Raw genomic sequence first — 16314 nt, forward strand, 5'->3', positions numbered from 1 at the left:
CTACTGAGACCACCCCCGCAGGCGACCCCACAGGGCGGGCGGGCGAAGACCAAAAGACTAAGGAGAACACCATGCAAGCAGCCAGAATTCGCGTCATCGGCTTGGGCGGGGCGGGCAACAACGCCGTCAACCGCATGATCGAATCGGGACTCGAGGGCGTCGAGTTCATCGCCGGCAACACCGACGCGCAGGTGCTCGCCAAGAGCCACGCCGAAGTGCGCATTCAGCTCGGCGACCGCCTGACGCGCGGCCTCGGCGCGGGCGCAGACCCCAAGGTGGGCGAAGAAGCCGCCGTCGAAGACCGCGACCGCATCAAGGAATATCTCGACGATACCGACATGCTCTTCATCACGGCGGGCATGGGCGGCGGCACCGGCACCGGCTCGGCGCCCGTCGTGGCCGAAATTGCCCGCGAAATGGGCATCCTGACGGTTGCTATCGTGACCCGCCCCTTCAAGTTCGAAGGCCCCAAGCGCATGCGCGTGGCCGAAGAAGGCATGAGCAAGCTCGCCGACCGGGTGGACGGCATGATCGTGGTGAACAACGAAAAGCTGCTCACCGCCGTGGACAAGAAGGTGTCGTTCCGCGAAGCCTTCCTGATCGCGGACCGGGTGCTGTACTACGGCGTCAAGGGCATCAGCGACGTGATCAACGTCGAGGGGATGATCAACCTCGACTTCGCCGACGTGCGCAACCTGCTCGCCAACTCCGGCACCGTCCTGATGGGCATCGGCGCGGGGCGCGGCGACAAGATGGCCGAGGAAGCTGCCATGAGCGCCATTCACTCGCCGCTGCTCGAACGCGGCATTGAGGGCGCGCGCCGCATCCTGGTCAACGTGACCGGCGGCTACGACCTGTCCATGACCGATGCCAACGAGATCGTCGAGAAGATTCGCGAGGCCACCGGCTTCGATGACCCCGACATCCTCTTCGGCATTACCCCCGACGAGGCGGCGGGCGACGAAGTGCGCGTGACCGTCATCGCCACCGGCTTCGGCGACAACACCTACGCGGCTCCGCTGGGCGGCGTGGTCAGCAGCGGACGCGGCGGCTACGACCAGGGCGGCTACGGCAGCGGTCTGGTGCGCCCGGTGCGCGGCGGGCAGGGCGGTCTGGGTGGCGGCAGCAGCTACGACCCCAAGGACTACGACATCCCCGCTTTCCTGCGCAACGTCGGCGGACAGTAACAGTCAGATCTGTAAAAAGTCAGCAGTTGAGCAAGCCGGGGCCACAGCGTCCCGGTTTTTTCATCGCCAGGAAGACAGGCGCACCAGCAGTGCCCGGTGGTCGCTCAGGCGGTCCGGCAGGGCGCGGGCCTCGTCCACCTGGAGGCCGCTTTCCCACACATAGTCGATGCGCGAGTGACCGAGCTGTGCGGCGTGCGTAAAGCCGAAGCCTGACCCAGCTACAGCAAAAGCGTCTTGCAAGCCCAATACTCGCAAGCGGGCCGCGAGTTCGCCGCGTGGGGGCGCATTGAAGTCACCGACGAACAGCGCCGGGCCGGGGCGCCGCAGTTGTCCGGCCACCAGGGAAAGGAAATCCCGCTTCACTTGCAGGCGTCGGCTGACCCGCTGCGGCAGCGTGCGCCCCAGCCGGGTATCGCTGCGGCTCGGCAGCAGGCCGTTGGTGGTGAGGTGGACGTTGTAGATGTTCAGGACTTGCCCGTCCCACCTCACCCGCATCCACAGCAGGGCATGCGGCGAGTGGGGAAACGTGACCGGCCCCGCTTCCAGTAGGGGCAAACGCGAAAACGACAGCAACTCGTCGTGCTGCGCGAAGTGCCAGCCGGGGAGCGCCCGGCGCAGCGCCGCCGCGTAGGTCACCGTGTCGCGTTGCCGGGTCAGGCCTTCCTGAATCAGCAGCAGGTCGGCGCCTTCCCGCCGGGCGAGCGCGGCCACCTGCGCGGCGGGCGCCGAAGCGAAATCGGCGTTCAGGCTGAGGATTGTCAGTGGGCGGGCGTCGCTGGTCTGCACCGGGTGCCAGGTCCAGCCCGCCTGCCCCAGCAACGCAGCGAGCGCGAGCAGCGACAGGTTCAGCTCCCAGTTCTTATGGCGCCGGGCGGCCTGCACCGCCCACCACAGCGGCAGCGGCGCCCACACCTGCGGCGGCAGCAGGTCGAGGACGGACACCCACCACCAGGTCTCCGAGCGGGCGCGGACCAGGGCGCCCCAGCTGAGGGTCAGCAGCGTCAAGCCCAGCGGCCAGAGCAGGGAACGCCAGCGCGGCGCGGAAGACATGTCGCCAGGATAGAGAGCGGCGCGGCTCCGGGCGTCCGTCCAAAGGTGGACTCACTTCGTCAGACCTCTCTCGCTCTCTCCCCTCGCCAGCCTCTACCTTGAGGAGCAGATGAACTTCTCCACTTCCTTCTGGCAGGGCTTCCGGGCGCTGGTGCCGCTGTGGCTGGGCACGGTGCCCTTTGCGCTGGCCTACGCCGTGACGGCCCGGGCGGCGGGTCTGAGCGTGGGGGACACCTGCCTGATGAGCCTGACCACCTTCGCCGGGGCCTCGCAGTTCGCGGCGGCGGGGCTGTTCGGCGCCCACGCGGGCGGGCTGAGCATCGTCCTGACCACCTTTTTGCTCAACGCCCGGCATCTGCTCTACGGCCTGAGCCTGGCGCGGGAGCTGCGGCTGACCCTGCCCCAGCGCGTGGTTGCCGCGCAGTTTCTGACCGATGAGGCGTATGGCGTGGCGGTGGTCAGCGGCGCCCGGTTGCCCGGCGGCCTGACCTTCGCCTTTCTGCTCGGCGCCGAACTCAGCCTGTACCTGTCGTGGAATGTCAGCACCCTGCTCGGCGCCCTTGCCGGGTCGGTGCTGCCCCCGCCCGAGCAGCTCGGGGTGGGCGTGGTCTTTCCGCTCGCTTTCCTCGGGCTGCTGGTGCCGCTGGTCGTGGACCGCCTCAGCCTGCTGGTGGCGCTGGCCGCTGGCCTGGGCGGGTGGGCGCTCTCGCGGGTGCTGCCGGGCGGGCTGGTCATCCTGCTCGCCGGGGTCGGCGGGGCGCTGCTGGGGGCGGCCCTGCTCACGCGGCGGGAACAGCGGGCGGGAGTGCGGGCATGAGCGTTCTCGCCGTGCTCTTGCTGATGTGGGCGGTCACCTATCCCATGCGTTTCCTTGGGCTGTCGCTCGGCGGCGTACGGCTGCCGCCCTTCTGGCTCAATTTCCTGAAGTTTGTGCCGGTCAGCGTCTTCGCCGCGCTGGTCGTGCCGGACGTGCTCGGCAGCCCGGAATGGACCTGGCGCCTGCCCGCCGCCCTGGTCGCGGGCCTGCTCATCTGGCGCACGAAGAACCTCGGCGCCGGCATCATCGCGGGCTTCGCGGCGTACTGGCTGGCGCGGGTGGCGGGGTTGTAGCACTGCAAAGCTGCGCTTCCAACTCGGGAGGCGCAGCCCATGTCCTGCTCGTGGAATTAAATGCTCAACATCTTGGCGCAGCGGTAAAGGTCGCGGCTCACGTCCTTGCGCTTTTCCCAGGTTTCGTGCAGCGGCGTGTAGGCGATGCCCCCGCCGATGCGCCCCACCATCACGCCCTTTTTGCCGTCCATCAGGGCGTAGACGGCGGCTTCGCCCAGTCGGCTCGCCAGGATGCGGTCCGAGCTGACCGGGGTGCCGCCACGCTGGATGTGCCCCAGGATGCTGACGCGGGTTTCCAGGCCGGTGCCGGCGTGAATGGCCTGCGCGACCGCCTCGGCGCCGCCGTCATAGCCCTCGGCCACGATGATGATGCTGCCCCGCTTGCCCTTGGCAATGCTGTCCTTGACGATGTTCACCACGTCGCCGATGGGTTTTTTGTCTTCGGGAATAAAGACTTCCTCGGCGCCGCCCGCCACCGCCACGTCGAGCGCGATGTGCCCGGCGTGGCGGCCCATCACCTCGATGACGAAGATGCGCTCGTGGCTCGCGCCCGTGTCGCGTAGCTTGTCCACCGCTTCGAGCGCCGTTTCCACTGCCGTGAAGTACCCGATGGTGTGGTCAGTGCCGTACAGGTCGTTGTCGATGGTGCCCGGCACGCCGATGACCGGGATGCCGTGTTCCTCTTGCAAAAAGTACCCGCCGTGAAAGGAGCCGTCGCCGCCGATGACCACCAAGCCGTCCACGCCCCACTCGCGCAGCACCGCCGCCCCTTTGGCCCGGCCTTCCGGCGAGCGCCAGGTGTGGCTGCGGGCGGTGAGCAGAATGGTGCCGCCGCGCTGAATGGTGTTCGCCACGTCGCGCGGGCCCAGAAGCTGCACTTCGCCCCGGTGCAGGCCGGAAAAGCCCCGGCGCACGCCGACGACTTCGATGCCCTGCTGGGCACCCGTGCGGACCACGGCGCGAATGGCGGCGTTCATGCCGGGCGCGTCGCCGCCGCTCGTCAGGACGGCCACGCGCTTGATGCCGGCGGGGTTGGGGTAGGCCATGTCAGGTTGGGTCATGAGGGGTCCTCGCCTGACATGGTAGCTGCGTCTGGTAGGGGGGTCGGGGAGGCGACCGGCCCGCCCGCTTGCAGCGCCAGGGCGTAAGCCTCGTTCTTGCGCATTCCCGCCGCCATCAGCCGGGCACGCAGGTCACGCACGCTCAGGCCCTCGGCGGCGAGCTGCGCGGCCAGAGCGGAGAAATCGGGCGCTCCCGCTTGGGCTTCCTCGTCACTGCGGCCTCCCACCACCACTACGATTTCGCCGCGTACACCCTCGGCAAAATGGGGCGCCAGCTCGCTCAGCGGGCCGCGCCGCGTTTCCTCGAAGCGCTTGGAGAGTTCGCGGGTCACGCTCGCCGGGCGCCCCTCGCCGCAACTCGCCGCGAGGTCGAGCAGCGTGGCGTGCAGGCGGTGCGGGCTCTCGTACAGGATGGTCGTCTCCGCCCGCGCCGCGAGGGCCGCGAGCCGTTCCTTGCGCTCACGTCCACTGCGGGGCAAAAAGCCTTCGAAGGTAAAGCGAGCGGTGGGCAGCCCCGAGAGCACCAGCGCGGGCACGAAGGCCGTCGCGCCGGGCAGCACCTCCACCGGAATGTCCTGAGCCACGGCAGCCTGCACCAGTTCGGCGCCGGGGTCGCTGATGCCGGGCGTGCCCGCGTCGGATACGTAGGCGAGCCGGGGATACTTTTCCAGCACCTGCGCGGCGCGGTGCATGGTGTGGGCGTCCAGACGTACCAGCGGGCGGCGAATATCGAGGTGCGAGAGCAGCGCCCCGGTGCGGCGGGTGTCCTCGCACGCCACCGCGTCGGCCCCGCGCAGCACCTCCAGCGCCCGCAGCGTCAGGTCGCCGAGGTTGCCGACGGGGGTGGGGACCAACCAGACGCGGCTGCCATCCGTACTCTCCAGCGTGCCAGCGGTGTCCCAGTCGAACTCGGCCTCAGCGTCGGCAGCCTCCAGCGGCACTTCTTCAGTCCTCATCCGGCTCCGGGGGACACTTTTCCAGCGCCAGGCGCGGGCTTTGCGGCTTGAGGCGAATTCTGACTTTGGGGGCGCGGCGAATCACGTTGCTGATGCGGGCGCGCAGCAGTTCGGTTTCGCCGACGGTCACGGTGACGGCGGTGCCTTCGGGCAGTCGGGCGCCAATCACCACGACCACGCCGTTTTCCACGATGCCCGGATAAGCTCTCACGCGGCGCTCCACAGGGGAAGTCGGCGCAGGGGGGAAAGGTCGGTCATGGTGCTGCTATTGTGGCGCTTCCGGGCCGGGGCGACACGGAGGCGGCTCACGCTTGCTCCCTTTGTGCCCGGCGCTGACGCCGCTCGGCCTGGCTGAGCGCCTCGCGCAGCGCCACGATTTCCGACTCGCGGGCGCCTCCCAGGCGTGAGTAACGGTCAATCACCTCGGCGGCCTCACGGCGACGCCCCAGCGCGAGCAGCATCTGCCCGAGGTGCTCCCCCTCTAAGAAGTAGGAGCGCGAGTCGTCGGGGTCGGCGGCGACCTGGGCGCGGGCCTCTTCCAGCCGCGAGAGCCGCAGCGAGTGCCGCGCTACCTGCCAGCGCACCAGATACGCCGTGATGCCGAACACCAGCACCGCCCCCAGCACCGCCGCGCCCAGCGCCTCGGGAATCCCCAGCGCCGCGCCCAGCCGCACCGTGATGGGAAAACAGAACGCCAGCACCACCAGCACGGCCAACGTGGCGGCGTAGTTCACAGGGGGTGACCTCGCAAAAGCATTGAGGTCAGTTTAGAGCATTTGACAAAAAGATGGCACAGCTTTTTGGCGAGCGGAGCGAGAACAAAACACAGAGCAGGACGGACTTGCAAAGCTGCGAAGCAGAGAATGGAGCGGGTGGCGGTGCTGTTCCGACGCACGCGTAATTCGGAGAACTGCTCTAGCGGCCCAGCGTGCGGGTGCGAGAAAAATAAAAAAACTCCCCCGCAGAGGAGGAGCTCAACTTGGAGCGGGATCACGGATTCGAACCGAGGCCAGAAGCTTGGAAGGCTGCTGTGCTACCACTACACCAATCCCGCATGTTGCACGCAAAATCTGGTCGGGAAGACAGGATTCGAACCTGCGACCCCCTGGTCCCAAACCAGGTGCGCTACCGGCCTGCGCTACTTCCCGGACGCGTGCACAAAAAAGTATACCGGAAGGAGACAGACCCCGGCAAGGGGGCCCGGCAAAGCGTCCCTTTTTTTGCTTCCCCGGCTGCGCCATACTGTCCGTGCTGCCCGCTGTGGCACGCGGCGACGGGGAACCGACGGGCGACATCCCTCTCCAGGCCGTTCTGCGAGACGCTGCCCCGCGCCCAAGGAGAATCTATGAGCAAGTTTGCTGTGCGTAAGTTCTACACCTCGGAATCGGTGTCCGAAGGGCACCCCGACAAGCTCTCGGACTTCATTTCCGACAGCATCCTCGACGAGTTTCTGCGTCAGGAGCCGACCAGCCGCGTGGCAGTCGAAACCCTCGTCACGACCGGCATGGCCGTGGTGGCCGGCGAAGTCCGCGCCCACACCGCGCACGTGGACATCCAGAAAACCGTGCGCGAGGCGGTGCAGCGTGTCGGCTATACCCGCGCCAACTACGGCTTCGACGCCGAGTACAGCGCGGTGCTCGTTGCTATTCACGAGCAGTCGCCCGAGATTGCCAGCGGGGTGGACCACTCCGAGGAATGGCGCGAGATGAGCGAAGCCGAGCGCCAGAAGCCCGAAAACGCCTACAGCATGGTGGGCGCGGGCGACCAGGGCCTGATGTTCGGCTACGCCACCGACGAGACGCCCGAGCTGATGCCGCTGCCGATCAGCCTCGCGCACGGCCTGACCCGCAGGCTCGCCGAACTGCGTAAGGACGGCACCCTGCCCTACCTGCGCCCCGACGCCAAAGCGCAGGTGACGGTGGTCCGCAACGGCGAGCCACACAGCGCCACTGAGACGGCGGTGGACACCATCGTCATTTCGACCCAGCACTCCGACGACGTGACCCAGGAGCAGATTCGTGCCGACATGCTGGAGCATGTGATTCCGGCAGTCATTCCCGCCGAGCTGCTCAACGAGCAGACCCGCTACTTCATCAACCCCAGCGGGCGCTTCGTCATCGGGGGGCCGCACGGCGACACCGGCCTGACCGGGCGCAAAATCATCGTGGATACCTACGGCGGCGCGGTGCCGCACGGCGGCGGGGCCTTTTCCGGCAAAGACCCGACGAAGGTAGACCGCTCGGCGGCCTACTACGCCCGGTACGTCGCCAAAAACATCGTCGCGGCGGGGCTGGCGCGGCGGGCACTCGTCGAAATCGCCTACGCGATTGGCCGCGCCCACCCCGTTTCGCTGCGGGTGGACACCTACGGCACCGGCACGGTGAGCGATGAGAAGCTCGACGAGCTCATCGCCGCGCACTTCGACGCCCGCCCGCAGGCGATCATCGCGCAGCTCGACCTGCAACGCCCCATCTACGCGCAGACCGCCGCCTACGGCCACTTCGGGCGCCCCGAGTTTCCCTGGGAGCAGACCGACCGGGCGCAGGCGCTGAAGGAAGCGGCGCAGGGCTGAGCCGCCAGAGAATGAGCTGAGAAAAAAGGGCCGGAGGGGGTAAACCTTCCGGCCCCTTTCTCGTTCCAGCCTCGTTCTGTCTTCAGGGCGTGATAGTCACGGGGATGTCGAACACCCCGAAATCCAATTTCTGCCTTTCAAAGTCCAGGTCCTTGAGGCGAACGCGCAGGGTGTACTCCCCGGCGGGAAGGGGCAGCCGCTCGTTCATGCGGTTCAGCGGGACACGGAAGGGAAAAAAAGGGCACTCACTCTTGGCTGGGCATTTGACGGTGTAGGCGCTCGGGGTAAATATGTTGATGCCTCGGTAACTTACTGTCTGGCCGGTAGTATTCAGCAACTCATAATCGTAGTTGCTTTCTCCGCCTGTAAGATCGCTTGCCGCACCGGTATTGAAAAATGCGAGGGGCACTACCAGTTGTGCGCCATGCCGCGCGGTCAGACGCGCCGGCAAGCGCAGTTGCAACGGCCCTGGCGCGGACGGCGCGGCGAGTTGAAGCTGAGGTGGGGGAATGATTTTGACCGTCGCTTGAAGGTCCGCCTTGCTCAGCTTGGCTGCCACCTCTGCCGGAGTCACGAACCCGGCCACCGTGACGAAAAGATCGCTGCAATCGGCCTTGCTGTATCCACTGCTGCGGAAAGCCATCGGCAGGTCGCTGCCCTGAACCACATGCATGACCTGTTCCATCCGATTCTTGCAGGCGAGTTCCTGCGCCAGCGAAGGCCGCTGAACGACGAGCTGAGGCCTACTCGTCGCCTCCATCCCGCACCCGCTCAGCGACAGCAAGCCACATAGTGTGAGGGCCAGCCGCCCGCCTGCCCTTCTGTTCATCCCGTCAGTTTACGCATCGTCGCGTTTGTCGTAGACCTCGGCGAATTTGCGCCGCAACGCAGCTTCGCTGGCAGGGGGCACCATCTCGTGAATCTTGCCCCCGTAGCTGGCGATTTCTTTGACCATGGAGCTGCTGACAAAGCTCCAGTGGGTCGCCGCCATGATGAACACGGTTTCCACTTCGCCGATCTGGCGGTTGAGGTGCGCAATCTGGAGTTCGTACTCGTAGTCGCTGACCGCCCGCAGGCCGCGCACGATCACGCTGCGGCCCTGCTGCGCTACGTAGTCCACCAGCAGGCCGCTGAAGCTGTCCACCCGGACATTGGGCAGGCCAGCGGTGGCCTCACGCAAAATTTCGAGCCGCTCGTCCAGGGTAAAGAGGTGGCGGCCCTGCTTGCGGGCGTTGTGCATGACGGTGACGGTGACCTGCTCGAACATGTGGCTCGCACGCGTCAGCACGTCCATGTGCCCGGAGGTCACAGGGTCAAAGGAACCGGGGAAAACGGCGTTCATTTCTCCTCACCTTATCCCGGCGTGGCCTGTTAGGGCTCGTCGCCGGACGCCGCGTCGCGCCAGTAAAATGTCAGCACGTTGCTGCCCTGACGCCGCACGTCGCGCAGGTAGCCGGGATGCTCGGGCAGCGTCACCTGGGTGGGGTGCTGGCAGATGACCACGCCGCCGGGCCGCACCGCGCCGCTGCTGAGCACCGCCCGCGCCACGGCGGGAATATCGGCCTGATACGGCGGGTCGCTGAAGATGATGTCGGCCTGTCCGGCGCGCGGCAGTTGCCCGAGCGCGTCGCCCTTGAAGACCCGCGCGTTCAGCCCCAGGCCGCGGGCGTTGCGTTCCAGGGCGCCCACCGCCCGGCTGTCTTTTTCGATCAGGGTGACGCGGTAGCCCCGGCTCGCCGCTTCGAGGCCGATGGCGCCGCTGCCGCCGTGCAGGTCCACGAAGTGGGGAAAGCGCCCGGCAGGTGCGCGGGCGGCGAGCAGGTCGAACAGGCTTTTGCGAATGCGGGCGCCGCTGGGGCGCGCCGACTCGGGCACCCGCAGTTCGCGGCCTTTGGCGACGCCGCCGAGAATCCGAATGCTCAAGGGGAACACCTCATCCTGCGAGGATAGCCGCTGCGCCCTCCCTGGGCACAGGCAAAGAAAAACCGCCCCCGGTGTGGAGGCGGTTCTGGATAGAGGAATGCTCAGCGCATCGTCATCGTGATCGGGGTGCAGATCACGCCGCTGTCGGCCAGCGCGCCGCTGAAGTCGCGCCCGTGGTGCACGTTGATGTACGCCGCGTCGCGGATCAGCGCGGTGGGCACGATGCCCGTCAGCGTGACCTTGCCGTCGGCGCTCGCCTGGGCGATCATGCGGCTTTCCATGATGGCGGGGCCGTCACTGTTACAGGGGTTGGGTGCCGCCGTGACCGGGGCCATGGTGACGGTGGTGGTCATGTCGGTGCTCGCCGCGACCGTGGTGTCGGTGCTCGTCGTGCTAGTCGAAGCGGTGGTGGTCGCCGTCGCGTCGGTCGAGGACATCGCCATGTTGGTGTTGGTGGCGGGCGCGCTGCCCATGGGGGCGGCGGTGCCCATCTTGTGGTAGTGCGCCACGTAGATCGCGTAGGGGGCCATCCCGGTCAGGGTGATGGTCGTGCGGGTCACGCCGAGCGTCTCACTGATCTTGGCGGTGCCCGCCGGAGCGTACACGGGGCCTGCCGGTTTCACGACGGCCTGGGGGGCGAGGGTATAGGTGCCTTCGGTGGGGCCGGCCATGGTGCAAGACGCGAGGACCAGTGGCAGAGCGATCAGAGCCAGTTTCTTCATGAGCTTTCCTCCTTGGAGTTGAACAAGTGATGGTCTCCGCTGGCCCCACGATCAAGCGTGACCTGCAACACAGTATGAGAAGGGGATAAAAGGGAAGGGCGGAGGCTGGCACGCTGGCCCTGCGGCCCGCACAATGGCGACGTGCTGCCTCTCACCGCTGCCATCACCGCCGGGGGGGCGTCGAGCCGCTTCGGAAGCGACAAGGCGCTGGCGCTGTGGCAGGGGCGCCCGCTGCTGGACCAGGTGGCGGCGGGCCTGGCTGCGTGCGAGCGGCGGCTCCTCATCGCCCCCCCGGGCAAATACGCGCTGCCCGGCTGGGAGACGTGGCCCGATACTCGCCCCGGCGAAGGTCCACTGGCCGGCCTGGAAGTGGCCCTGACGCACGCGGCGCCGGGCTGGGTGGCGTTCACCGGCGTGGATAACCCAGCGCTGACTTCCGACTACTGGCTCACCTTGCTCGCCGCCTGCCGCCCCGGCATGTCGAGCGTGCAGGCCCTCCACCCGGAGCGCGGCCCCCAGCCGCTCGGGGCGCTGTACCACACGGCTCTGCTTCCCCGCGTCACCGGGCTGCTCGCTGCGGGCGAACGCCGCCTACGCCTTACCGCTCCCGCCGAACAGACCGTCCTCGTCACCGGCTTAGGTGCGCACTTTTTCCAGAATGTGAACCGCCCAGCCGACCTCGCGGAGCTGAGCGGTAGGGGAGAGGAGAGCTTGGAAGTCTAAGTTTTACTCGTAGCCGAGTTCGCGCAGGGCTTCTTCGTCTTCGCGCCAGCCGGGAATCACGATGACTTCGAGGCCGAGATAGACCTTGTGGTTCAGGAAGACTTCGAGCTGCTTGCGGGCCGCCTGCCCGATTTCGCGGAGTTGCTTGCCGCCCGCGCCGATGACCATGCCCTTGTGGGCGTTTTTCTCGACGATGATTTCGCCTTCGATGCGTTGCAGGCCGTCTTCGCGCTCGGTCCAGCGGTTCACGCGGGTGGCGACGGCGTAGGGGAGCTCGTCGCGCAGCTTTTTCATCGCTTCCTCGCGGATGATTTCGGCGGCCCACATCTCGCGGCTCTGGTCGCTGGCGGCGCCCTGCGGGAAGAAGAAGGGGTTTTCGGGCAGCACTTCGAGCAGTTGCTCGCGCAGGGTGGCGACCGCGTTCACGCTGTTTTGCGCCGAGAGCATCGTCTCGCTGACGGGCAGGTCACTGCCCCGGCCTTCGAGCAGCGCGCCGTAGAGCTTCATCGCCTCCTCGGGGTACTTGGCGGCGTCGGTCTTGTTGCCGACCAGAAACAGCGGCTTGGGCAGGTCACGCACCGAGTTGGCGACCAGCCGGTCCTCGTCGGTGGGCGGGTGGCGCAGGTCCACGACCCACACCACGGCGTCCACGTCCGAGAGCGCCGAGTGGACTTCGCTGTTCATGTACTTGCCGAGCGCGTCCTTGGGTTTGTGCAGCCCCGGCGTGTCCACGAAAATCAGTTGGCGGTTGTCGAGCGTGTAGATCCCGCGCACGCCCCGGCGGGTGGTCTGGGGCCGGGGGCTGGTTGGGGCCACCTTGGTGCCCAGGAAGGCATTGAGCAGCGTGGATTTGCCCACGTTGGGCTTGCCGACGATGGCGACGAATCCGGCGTGGGTCGTCGGGTCTTGCAGGTCAGGAGACGCGGAAAAATCGGTCATCGTTCCGTATTGTCTCACGGCCTGTGCGCCCGGCGCGCCCCGACCCTCTACACTCCGTTCATGTCGGACTCCGTTCTCCGGGCGCTTACGGCGGCGCTGGAAGCCGACCCCGCTGACACCGGGGTGCGCGAACATCTGGTGCGTCTGCTGCTCGACGCCGGTCAGGGCGAGCAGGCGCTGGCGCTCGTGCGGGTCTGGCTGGCGGCGGACCCCACCCGGCAAGTTGCCCTGGGCCTCGCGGTGCGGGCGGCGGACCTCGCGGGCGACTCGCAGGCGGCGGCCTCGTACCAGACGATGCTCAACGCGCTCTACCAGCTCGAACAGGGCCAGTCGGCGCCCGCACCGGCGCGGCAGCCCGTGCCCACCGTCAGCGAAAACGGCCCCCCACCACGCAACGACGCTCCCGAATACTGGGTGGACCCGGACGAGGCGCCCGCCCAACAGCAGCCGTATCCCACCGGCACCGACTTTTCCTCGCGCTGGCAGCCCCTCGCGGGCGACGTGTCGCTGAAAGACGTGGTGGGCATGACCGACCTCAAAGAGCGGCTGGAACGCTCGCTGCTCGGCCCGCTGCGTCACCCCGAACTCGCCCAGCTGTACGGCAAGAAGTCGGGCGGCGGCATGCTGCTCTACGGCCCGCCGGGGTGCGGCAAAACCTTTCTGGCGCGGGCGGTGGCAGGCGAACTCGGGGCCAGCTTTCTGGAAGTCACGGTGGCCGACGTGCTCGACATGTGGCTGGGCAACGCCGAGCGCAACGTGCGCGACCTGTTCGCCTCGGCGCGGGCACACGCTCCCTGCGTGGTGTTTTTCGACGAGGTGGACGCGCTGGGGCGCGGGCGGCAGCTCACCCGGCATTCCTCACACTCGGTCACGCAGACCTTGCTGCGCGAACTCGACGGTCTGGGCGGGCGCGAAGGCGTGTTCGTGCTGGCGGCGACCAACGCCCCCTGGGACGTGGACACCGCGCTCAAGCGCCCCGGACGGCTGGGGGCCACGCTGCTGGTGCCGCCACCCGACCTCGCCGCCCGCGAGGCGATGTTCACCGAGTTCATGCGTGGGCGCCCTGCCGAACGGCTCGACCCCGCGTGGCTCGCGCGGCAGACCGACAACTTCAGCGGCGCCGACATCCGGCAACTGTGCGAGGAGGCCTCCGAGCGCGCGCTGGCGGTGGCCCTCAAGCGCGGCGGGATGCAGCCGGTGCGGATGCAGGACTTCAAAGACGCCCTGAAAACGGCGGCCCCCTCCACCCGCGAGTGGCTGATGCAGGCGAGAAACCACGTGGTGTACGCCAACGAGGGCGGCAGTTACGACGAACTCGCCGCGCTGCTCAAGGAAAAGAGGTTGCTGTGACGGGGGAAGTGCCGGGCGCCGCCGCGCAGGTTTTTGCCCGCGCCGAGGCCCTGCGTGACCTGGGCCGCCCCGCCGAGGCGCTCGGGCTGGTGCGCCAGGGGCTCGCCAGCGACCCGCACGACGTGACCCTGCTCGTCCTGGCGACCACGCTGTCGCTCGCGCTGGAAGATTACGCTCAGGCCGCCGACTTCGCCACGCAGGCGGCGGCGCAGGCGCCGGGGTGGGCGCTGCCACTGGCGCTGCTGGCTCAGGCCCGGCGGCTGGCAGACGACCCAGCCGGTGGCAAACAAGCGGCGCAGGCGGCGCTCCACCTCGACCCCGACGAGGCGCTGGCCCACTTCGAGGTGGGCCTGGCGACGGCGCTGGAGGCCGAACAGGCGCCGCTCTGGCACCGCCGCCGACTGCTGACCGAGGCGCGCGCCGCTGCCAGCCGGGTCGAGGCGCTGTGGCCCGGTCAGGCGGACGGACCGGCGCTGCAGGCCCTGATTGACATCGTCGCGGGGCACTGGCCCCAGCACGAGGCCAACATTGCCCGCGCACTGGAACGCGAGCCGGACGACTCTTTTGCCCACAATGTCCGGCTGCTCGGCTTGCAGGCCCGGCACAGCGGCGAAACGGTGCCGCAGCTCTACGAACGCCTGCGCTCCCGACCCGACGACGTTTTTGCCCGCAGTCAATGCGTACCCACTTTTCCTTCGCGGGCTGGATGCGGCAGTATTGGGGGCGCTGGTGGTGGATTTTTCCATTGCTGGTGGTGACCCGGCTCATCGGCCTGTTTTTGCTGTCGCTGCCGCTGTATTTCCTGTGGCACCTGCGGCGTGTGCGGCAGTATCCGGAAATCTACGCGGCGGTCTTTTCGCCCGCCGAGCGCCGGCGCACGCGCCAGGCCCACCTGGTGCTGGCCGGGCCGCTGCTCGCTTTCGGGGTGCTGCTGGTGGCCAATGCCGTGGCGCCGGCTCTGTTCGTGAATAAGGCGGCGGCCTACGGCCCGGTGGCGCTGCTCAGCGGCGCGGCGGTGCTCGCCCTGACGGTGCCGGCGGCCCTGACCGGACGCGGCGGCTTTTTCGGGCGGTCGCCCGACGACCTGCGGCGCGCGCCTTTGCCCCCGGCGCGGCGCTGGACCCTGCGGAGCCTCGCGTGGCCGCTATTTCTGGCGGTGCCGAGCCTGCTGCTGCTTATGGGAGACGCGGGGCTGCTGTGGGTCTTTATCAGCGACCCCAAGGAACGCAGCGACGGCCTGGACAGCGCGGCGCTGATGCTGCTGCTGACGGTCATGATGGTCATGGTACTGGCGCTCTCGGTTCACCGCGCCCGATACGGCAACGACGTGCCGCCGCGCTTCTCGCTGACCGACGGCCTCGTGGCCGCGCTCGTCGCGACCATGATGCTCGCGTTCAGCCCGGAGGTTTTCCGGGCGCTGGGACTGTCCTAACCCGCTGCCCGCCCGGACCCGGGGTCTGTCATAACTGGGGTATGCCTGAATCTGCTCTTTCCTGGCGTGCCCTCGAAACCCGCGTGGGCCTCGACGCCCTGCCCGACTTTCACCGCGCGTTCCTGCACTGGCGCGGCGTGGAGGGTGTAGACGCCATGCCCCTGCGCCGCGTGCAGCAACGCGTCGAAGCCGAACTCAACCGCATGGTGCAAGGTGACCTCGCGGCCCGTGAGGGCGACGACTGGCGGCTGATTCCCGGCGCGCTGGAAGGCTTCGAGGCGGCGGCGCCGTATTTGCCGGAGGCGCCGGACAGCCTGCCGCTGTGAGGGAAGCCGGGAGGATGAGCGCTGCCCCTTACAAAATCCGCTGCCCCAGCAGGCTCGCCGCCATGCCCACCATCACTTCGGCGGTCTGGTTGCGGGTGTCCAGAATCGGATTGACCTCCACGATGTCCATGCTGGTCACGCGGCCCGATTCGGAGAGCAGCTCCATCAAGAGGTGCCCCTCGCGGTAGCTCAGGCCGCCGGGCACCGGGGTGCCTACGCCGGGGCACACGCCGGGGTCGAGCGCGTCGGCGTCGAAGGAGACGTGCAGGCGCTCCACGTCGTTCAGCCGCTCCTGCGTTTCCTCGTGAATCCGGGTGATGCCGAGCTGGTCCACGTCCTTCATGGTGTAGGCCTTGATGCCCGCCTCGCGCAGCAGCTCGCGCTCGCGGGCGTCCACGCTGCGGATGCCGATCATCACCACGTCTTCCGGGCGAATCCCCCACTCGCCTGTCACCAGCCCGCCCAGCCGGGTCAGCCGCTCGTCGCCGCGTCCGGTGAGGTGCGCCACCGGCATCCCGTGAATGTTGCCGCTCGGGCTGCTTTCGGGGGTGTTGTAGTCGGTGTGGGCGTCCACCCAAATCACCCCGGTGCGCTGCGGGCGCCCGCGCAGGCCGTTGCCGGTCACGGTGCCCATGCTCACCGAGTGGTCGCCGCCCAGCGTGAGGGGAAAGGTGCCGCCTGGCAGCGCCATGACCCGCTCGGCGGCGGTGCGGCAGGCGTCGAGGATGGGCTCGAAAAAGACCAGCCCGCCCGTTTCGTGCTTGTCGAGGGTTTCGGGCAGCGCCACTTCGATGTCGCCGAGGTCGGTCACGTCATGCCCGAGGTCGCGCAGGGTGTGGGCGAGGTGGGCATTACGCAGCGCGGACGGCCCCATGTCCACGCCCCGGCGGCCCGCGCCGAGGTCCATCGGAATCCCCAGAATCGAGATGTTCATACAGGCAGACTAAAGGCCAAACCGGGCTA

General features: G+C 68.1%; 20 protein-coding genes and 2 tRNA genes. 9 read left to right on the top strand and 13 right to left on the bottom strand.

The window, feature by feature from the left end:
- The first annotated feature begins 71 nt into the window (after nucleotides 1-71).
- A complete protein-coding gene (gene ftsZ, locus DR_RS03280) occupies nucleotides 72-1187 on the top strand; it encodes a cell division protein FtsZ (RefSeq protein ID WP_010887276.1) in 1116 nt (371 codons plus the stop codon).
- Between the two features lie 60 nt (nucleotides 1188-1247).
- Here the strand turns inward: ftsZ and DR_RS03285 are convergent, their stop codons facing one another.
- Entirely contained in the window at nucleotides 1248-2237 is a 990-nt protein-coding gene (locus tag DR_RS03285) for an endonuclease/exonuclease/phosphatase family protein (protein ID WP_010887277.1), read from the bottom strand.
- Nucleotides 2238-2346: 109 nt separating this feature from the next.
- On the opposite strand from DR_RS03285, the gene DR_RS03290 reads away from it, so the two are divergent.
- On the top strand, nucleotides 2347-3054 hold the full coding sequence (locus DR_RS03290; protein ID WP_010887278.1) for an AzlC family ABC transporter permease: 708 nt from the start codon (nucleotides 2347-2349) through the stop codon (nucleotides 3052-3054).
- The gene (locus tag DR_RS03295) at nucleotides 3051-3347 is read left to right on the top strand and encodes an AzlD domain-containing protein (RefSeq protein WP_010887279.1); all 297 of its coding nucleotides are present in this window, start codon (nucleotides 3051-3053) and stop codon (nucleotides 3345-3347) included. The genes DR_RS03290 and DR_RS03295 overlap by 4 nt, the downstream gene beginning before the upstream one ends.
- Nucleotides 3348-3403: 56 nt before the next feature.
- On the opposite strand, the gene pfkA is transcribed toward DR_RS03295, so the two are convergent.
- From pfkA to DR_RS03330, 6 genes are all read right to left on the bottom strand, one after another.
- Nucleotides 3404-4408 carry a 6-phosphofructokinase gene (pfkA, locus tag DR_RS03300; protein WP_010887280.1) on the bottom strand — a complete coding sequence of 335 codons (1005 nt, stop codon included), beginning with the start codon at nucleotides 4406-4408 and terminating at the stop codon, nucleotides 3404-3406.
- Complete coding sequence (gene rsmI, locus DR_RS03305) at nucleotides 4405-5364, bottom strand: 16S rRNA (cytidine(1402)-2'-O)-methyltransferase (RefSeq protein ID WP_010887281.1); 960 nt, start codon at nucleotides 5362-5364, stop codon at nucleotides 4405-4407. Before rsmI ends, pfkA begins: the two co-directional genes overlap by 4 nt.
- Complete coding sequence (locus DR_RS03310; RefSeq protein ID WP_027479506.1) at nucleotides 5354-5575, bottom strand: hypothetical protein; 222 nt, start codon at nucleotides 5573-5575, stop codon at nucleotides 5354-5356. Before DR_RS03310 ends, rsmI begins: the two co-directional genes overlap by 11 nt.
- A gap of 94 nt (nucleotides 5576-5669) precedes the next feature.
- Complete coding sequence (locus DR_RS03315) at nucleotides 5670-6098, bottom strand: hypothetical protein (protein WP_010887283.1); 429 nt, start codon at nucleotides 6096-6098, stop codon at nucleotides 5670-5672.
- 246 nt (nucleotides 6099-6344) lie between these two features.
- Nucleotides 6345-6418, bottom strand: a tRNA-Gly gene (locus tag DR_RS03325).
- Nucleotides 6419-6435: 17 nt separating this feature from the next.
- Nucleotides 6436-6512: transfer RNA gene (locus DR_RS03330), tRNA-Pro, on the bottom strand.
- Between the two features lie 212 nt (nucleotides 6513-6724).
- Here DR_RS03330 and metK point away from each other — a divergent pair.
- On the top strand, nucleotides 6725-7936 hold the full coding sequence (metK, locus tag DR_RS03335) for a methionine adenosyltransferase (protein WP_027479505.1): 1212 nt from the start codon (nucleotides 6725-6727) through the stop codon (nucleotides 7934-7936).
- Nucleotides 7937-8018: 82 nt separating this feature from the next.
- On the opposite strand, the gene DR_RS03340 is transcribed toward metK, so the two are convergent.
- The 4 genes from DR_RS03340 to DR_RS03355 all read right to left on the bottom strand — a co-directional run bounded on the left by DR_RS03340 (nucleotide 8019) and on the right by DR_RS03355 (nucleotide 10581).
- Nucleotides 8019-8720 (bottom strand): hypothetical protein, encoded by a 702-nt coding sequence (locus DR_RS03340; RefSeq protein ID WP_162177562.1) that lies wholly within the window; start codon nucleotides 8718-8720, stop codon nucleotides 8019-8021.
- A 54-nt stretch (nucleotides 8721-8774) separates the two neighbouring features.
- Nucleotides 8775-9278, bottom strand: coding sequence for a pantetheine-phosphate adenylyltransferase (gene coaD, locus DR_RS03345; protein WP_010887287.1), 504 nt, complete (start codon nucleotides 9276-9278; stop codon nucleotides 8775-8777).
- A gap of 29 nt (nucleotides 9279-9307) precedes the next feature.
- A complete protein-coding gene (locus tag DR_RS03350) occupies nucleotides 9308-9859 on the bottom strand; it encodes an RsmD family RNA methyltransferase (RefSeq protein WP_027479504.1) in 552 nt (183 codons plus the stop codon).
- A 101-nt stretch (nucleotides 9860-9960) separates the two neighbouring features.
- A complete protein-coding gene (locus DR_RS03355) occupies nucleotides 9961-10581 on the bottom strand; it encodes a hypothetical protein (RefSeq protein ID WP_010887289.1) in 621 nt (206 codons plus the stop codon).
- Nucleotides 10582-10722: 141 nt separating this feature from the next.
- Between DR_RS03355 and mobA the strand changes: the two genes are divergently transcribed.
- Nucleotides 10723-11304: a molybdenum cofactor guanylyltransferase gene (gene mobA / locus DR_RS03360; RefSeq protein WP_010887290.1), complete on the top strand. Its 582-nt coding sequence runs from the start codon at nucleotides 10723-10725 to the stop codon at nucleotides 11302-11304.
- A 3-nt stretch (nucleotides 11305-11307) separates the two neighbouring features.
- On the opposite strand, the gene era is transcribed toward mobA, so the two are convergent.
- A complete protein-coding gene (gene era, locus DR_RS03365; protein WP_010887291.1) occupies nucleotides 11308-12243 on the bottom strand; it encodes a GTPase Era in 936 nt (311 codons plus the stop codon).
- A gap of 60 nt (nucleotides 12244-12303) precedes the next feature.
- On the opposite strand from era, the gene DR_RS03370 reads away from it, so the two are divergent.
- The 4 genes from DR_RS03370 to DR_RS03385 are packed head-to-tail and all read left to right on the top strand — an operon-like array spanning nucleotide 12304 to nucleotide 15351.
- The gene (locus DR_RS03370; protein ID WP_027479503.1) at nucleotides 12304-13593 is read left to right on the top strand and encodes an AAA family ATPase; all 1290 of its coding nucleotides are present in this window, start codon (nucleotides 12304-12306) and stop codon (nucleotides 13591-13593) included.
- The gene (locus DR_RS03375) at nucleotides 13590-14351 is read left to right on the top strand and encodes a hypothetical protein (RefSeq protein ID WP_010887293.1); all 762 of its coding nucleotides are present in this window, start codon (nucleotides 13590-13592) and stop codon (nucleotides 14349-14351) included. Before DR_RS03370 ends, DR_RS03375 begins: the two co-directional genes overlap by 4 nt.
- On the top strand, nucleotides 14348-15025 hold the full coding sequence (locus tag DR_RS03380) for a hypothetical protein (protein WP_164927948.1): 678 nt from the start codon (nucleotides 14348-14350) through the stop codon (nucleotides 15023-15025). The genes DR_RS03375 and DR_RS03380 overlap by 4 nt, the downstream gene beginning before the upstream one ends.
- 41 nt (nucleotides 15026-15066) lie before the next feature.
- Nucleotides 15067-15351 carry a hypothetical protein gene (locus DR_RS03385; protein WP_010887295.1) on the top strand — a complete coding sequence of 95 codons (285 nt, stop codon included), beginning with the start codon at nucleotides 15067-15069 and terminating at the stop codon, nucleotides 15349-15351.
- A gap of 28 nt (nucleotides 15352-15379) precedes the next feature.
- On the opposite strand, the gene rocF is transcribed toward DR_RS03385, so the two are convergent.
- Nucleotides 15380-16285 (bottom strand): arginase, encoded by a 906-nt coding sequence (rocF, locus tag DR_RS03390; RefSeq protein ID WP_010887296.1) that lies wholly within the window; start codon nucleotides 16283-16285, stop codon nucleotides 15380-15382.
- Nucleotides 16286-16314 lie beyond the last annotated feature (29 nt).

It is taken from the genome of Deinococcus radiodurans R1 = ATCC 13939 = DSM 20539, assembly GCF_000008565.1.
GTDB lineage: Bacteria > Deinococcota > Deinococci > Deinococcales > Deinococcaceae > Deinococcus > Deinococcus radiodurans.

Coding starts and splice junctions, on each gene's coding strand:
- era (WP_010887291.1), bottom strand. CDS start 12,243: ATGACCGATTTTTCCGCGTCTCCTGACCTGCAAGACCCGACGACCCAC.
- DR_RS03295 (WP_010887279.1), top strand. CDS start 3,051: ATGAGCGTTCTCGCCGTGCTCTTGCTGATGTGGGCGGTCACCTATCCC.
- DR_RS03370 (WP_027479503.1), top strand. CDS start 12,304: ATGTCGGACTCCGTTCTCCGGGCGCTTACGGCGGCGCTGGAAGCCGAC.
- DR_RS03355 (WP_010887289.1), bottom strand. CDS start 10,581: ATGAAGAAACTGGCTCTGATCGCTCTGCCACTGGTCCTCGCGTCTTGC.
- rocF (WP_010887296.1), bottom strand. CDS start 16,285: ATGAACATCTCGATTCTGGGGATTCCGATGGACCTCGGCGCGGGCCGC.
- DR_RS03285 (WP_010887277.1), bottom strand. CDS start 2,237: ATGTCTTCCGCGCCGCGCTGGCGTTCCCTGCTCTGGCCGCTGGGCTTG.
- pfkA (WP_010887280.1), bottom strand. CDS start 4,408: ATGACCCAACCTGACATGGCCTACCCCAACCCCGCCGGCATCAAGCGC.
- coaD (WP_010887287.1), bottom strand. CDS start 9,278: ATGAACGCCGTTTTCCCCGGTTCCTTTGACCCTGTGACCTCCGGGCAC.
- DR_RS03385 (WP_010887295.1), top strand. CDS start 15,067: ATGCCTGAATCTGCTCTTTCCTGGCGTGCCCTCGAAACCCGCGTGGGC.
- rsmI (WP_010887281.1), bottom strand. CDS start 5,364: ATGAGGACTGAAGAAGTGCCGCTGGAGGCTGCCGACGCTGAGGCCGAG.
- DR_RS03290 (WP_010887278.1), top strand. CDS start 2,347: ATGAACTTCTCCACTTCCTTCTGGCAGGGCTTCCGGGCGCTGGTGCCG.
- ftsZ (WP_010887276.1), top strand. CDS start 72: ATGCAAGCAGCCAGAATTCGCGTCATCGGCTTGGGCGGGGCGGGCAAC.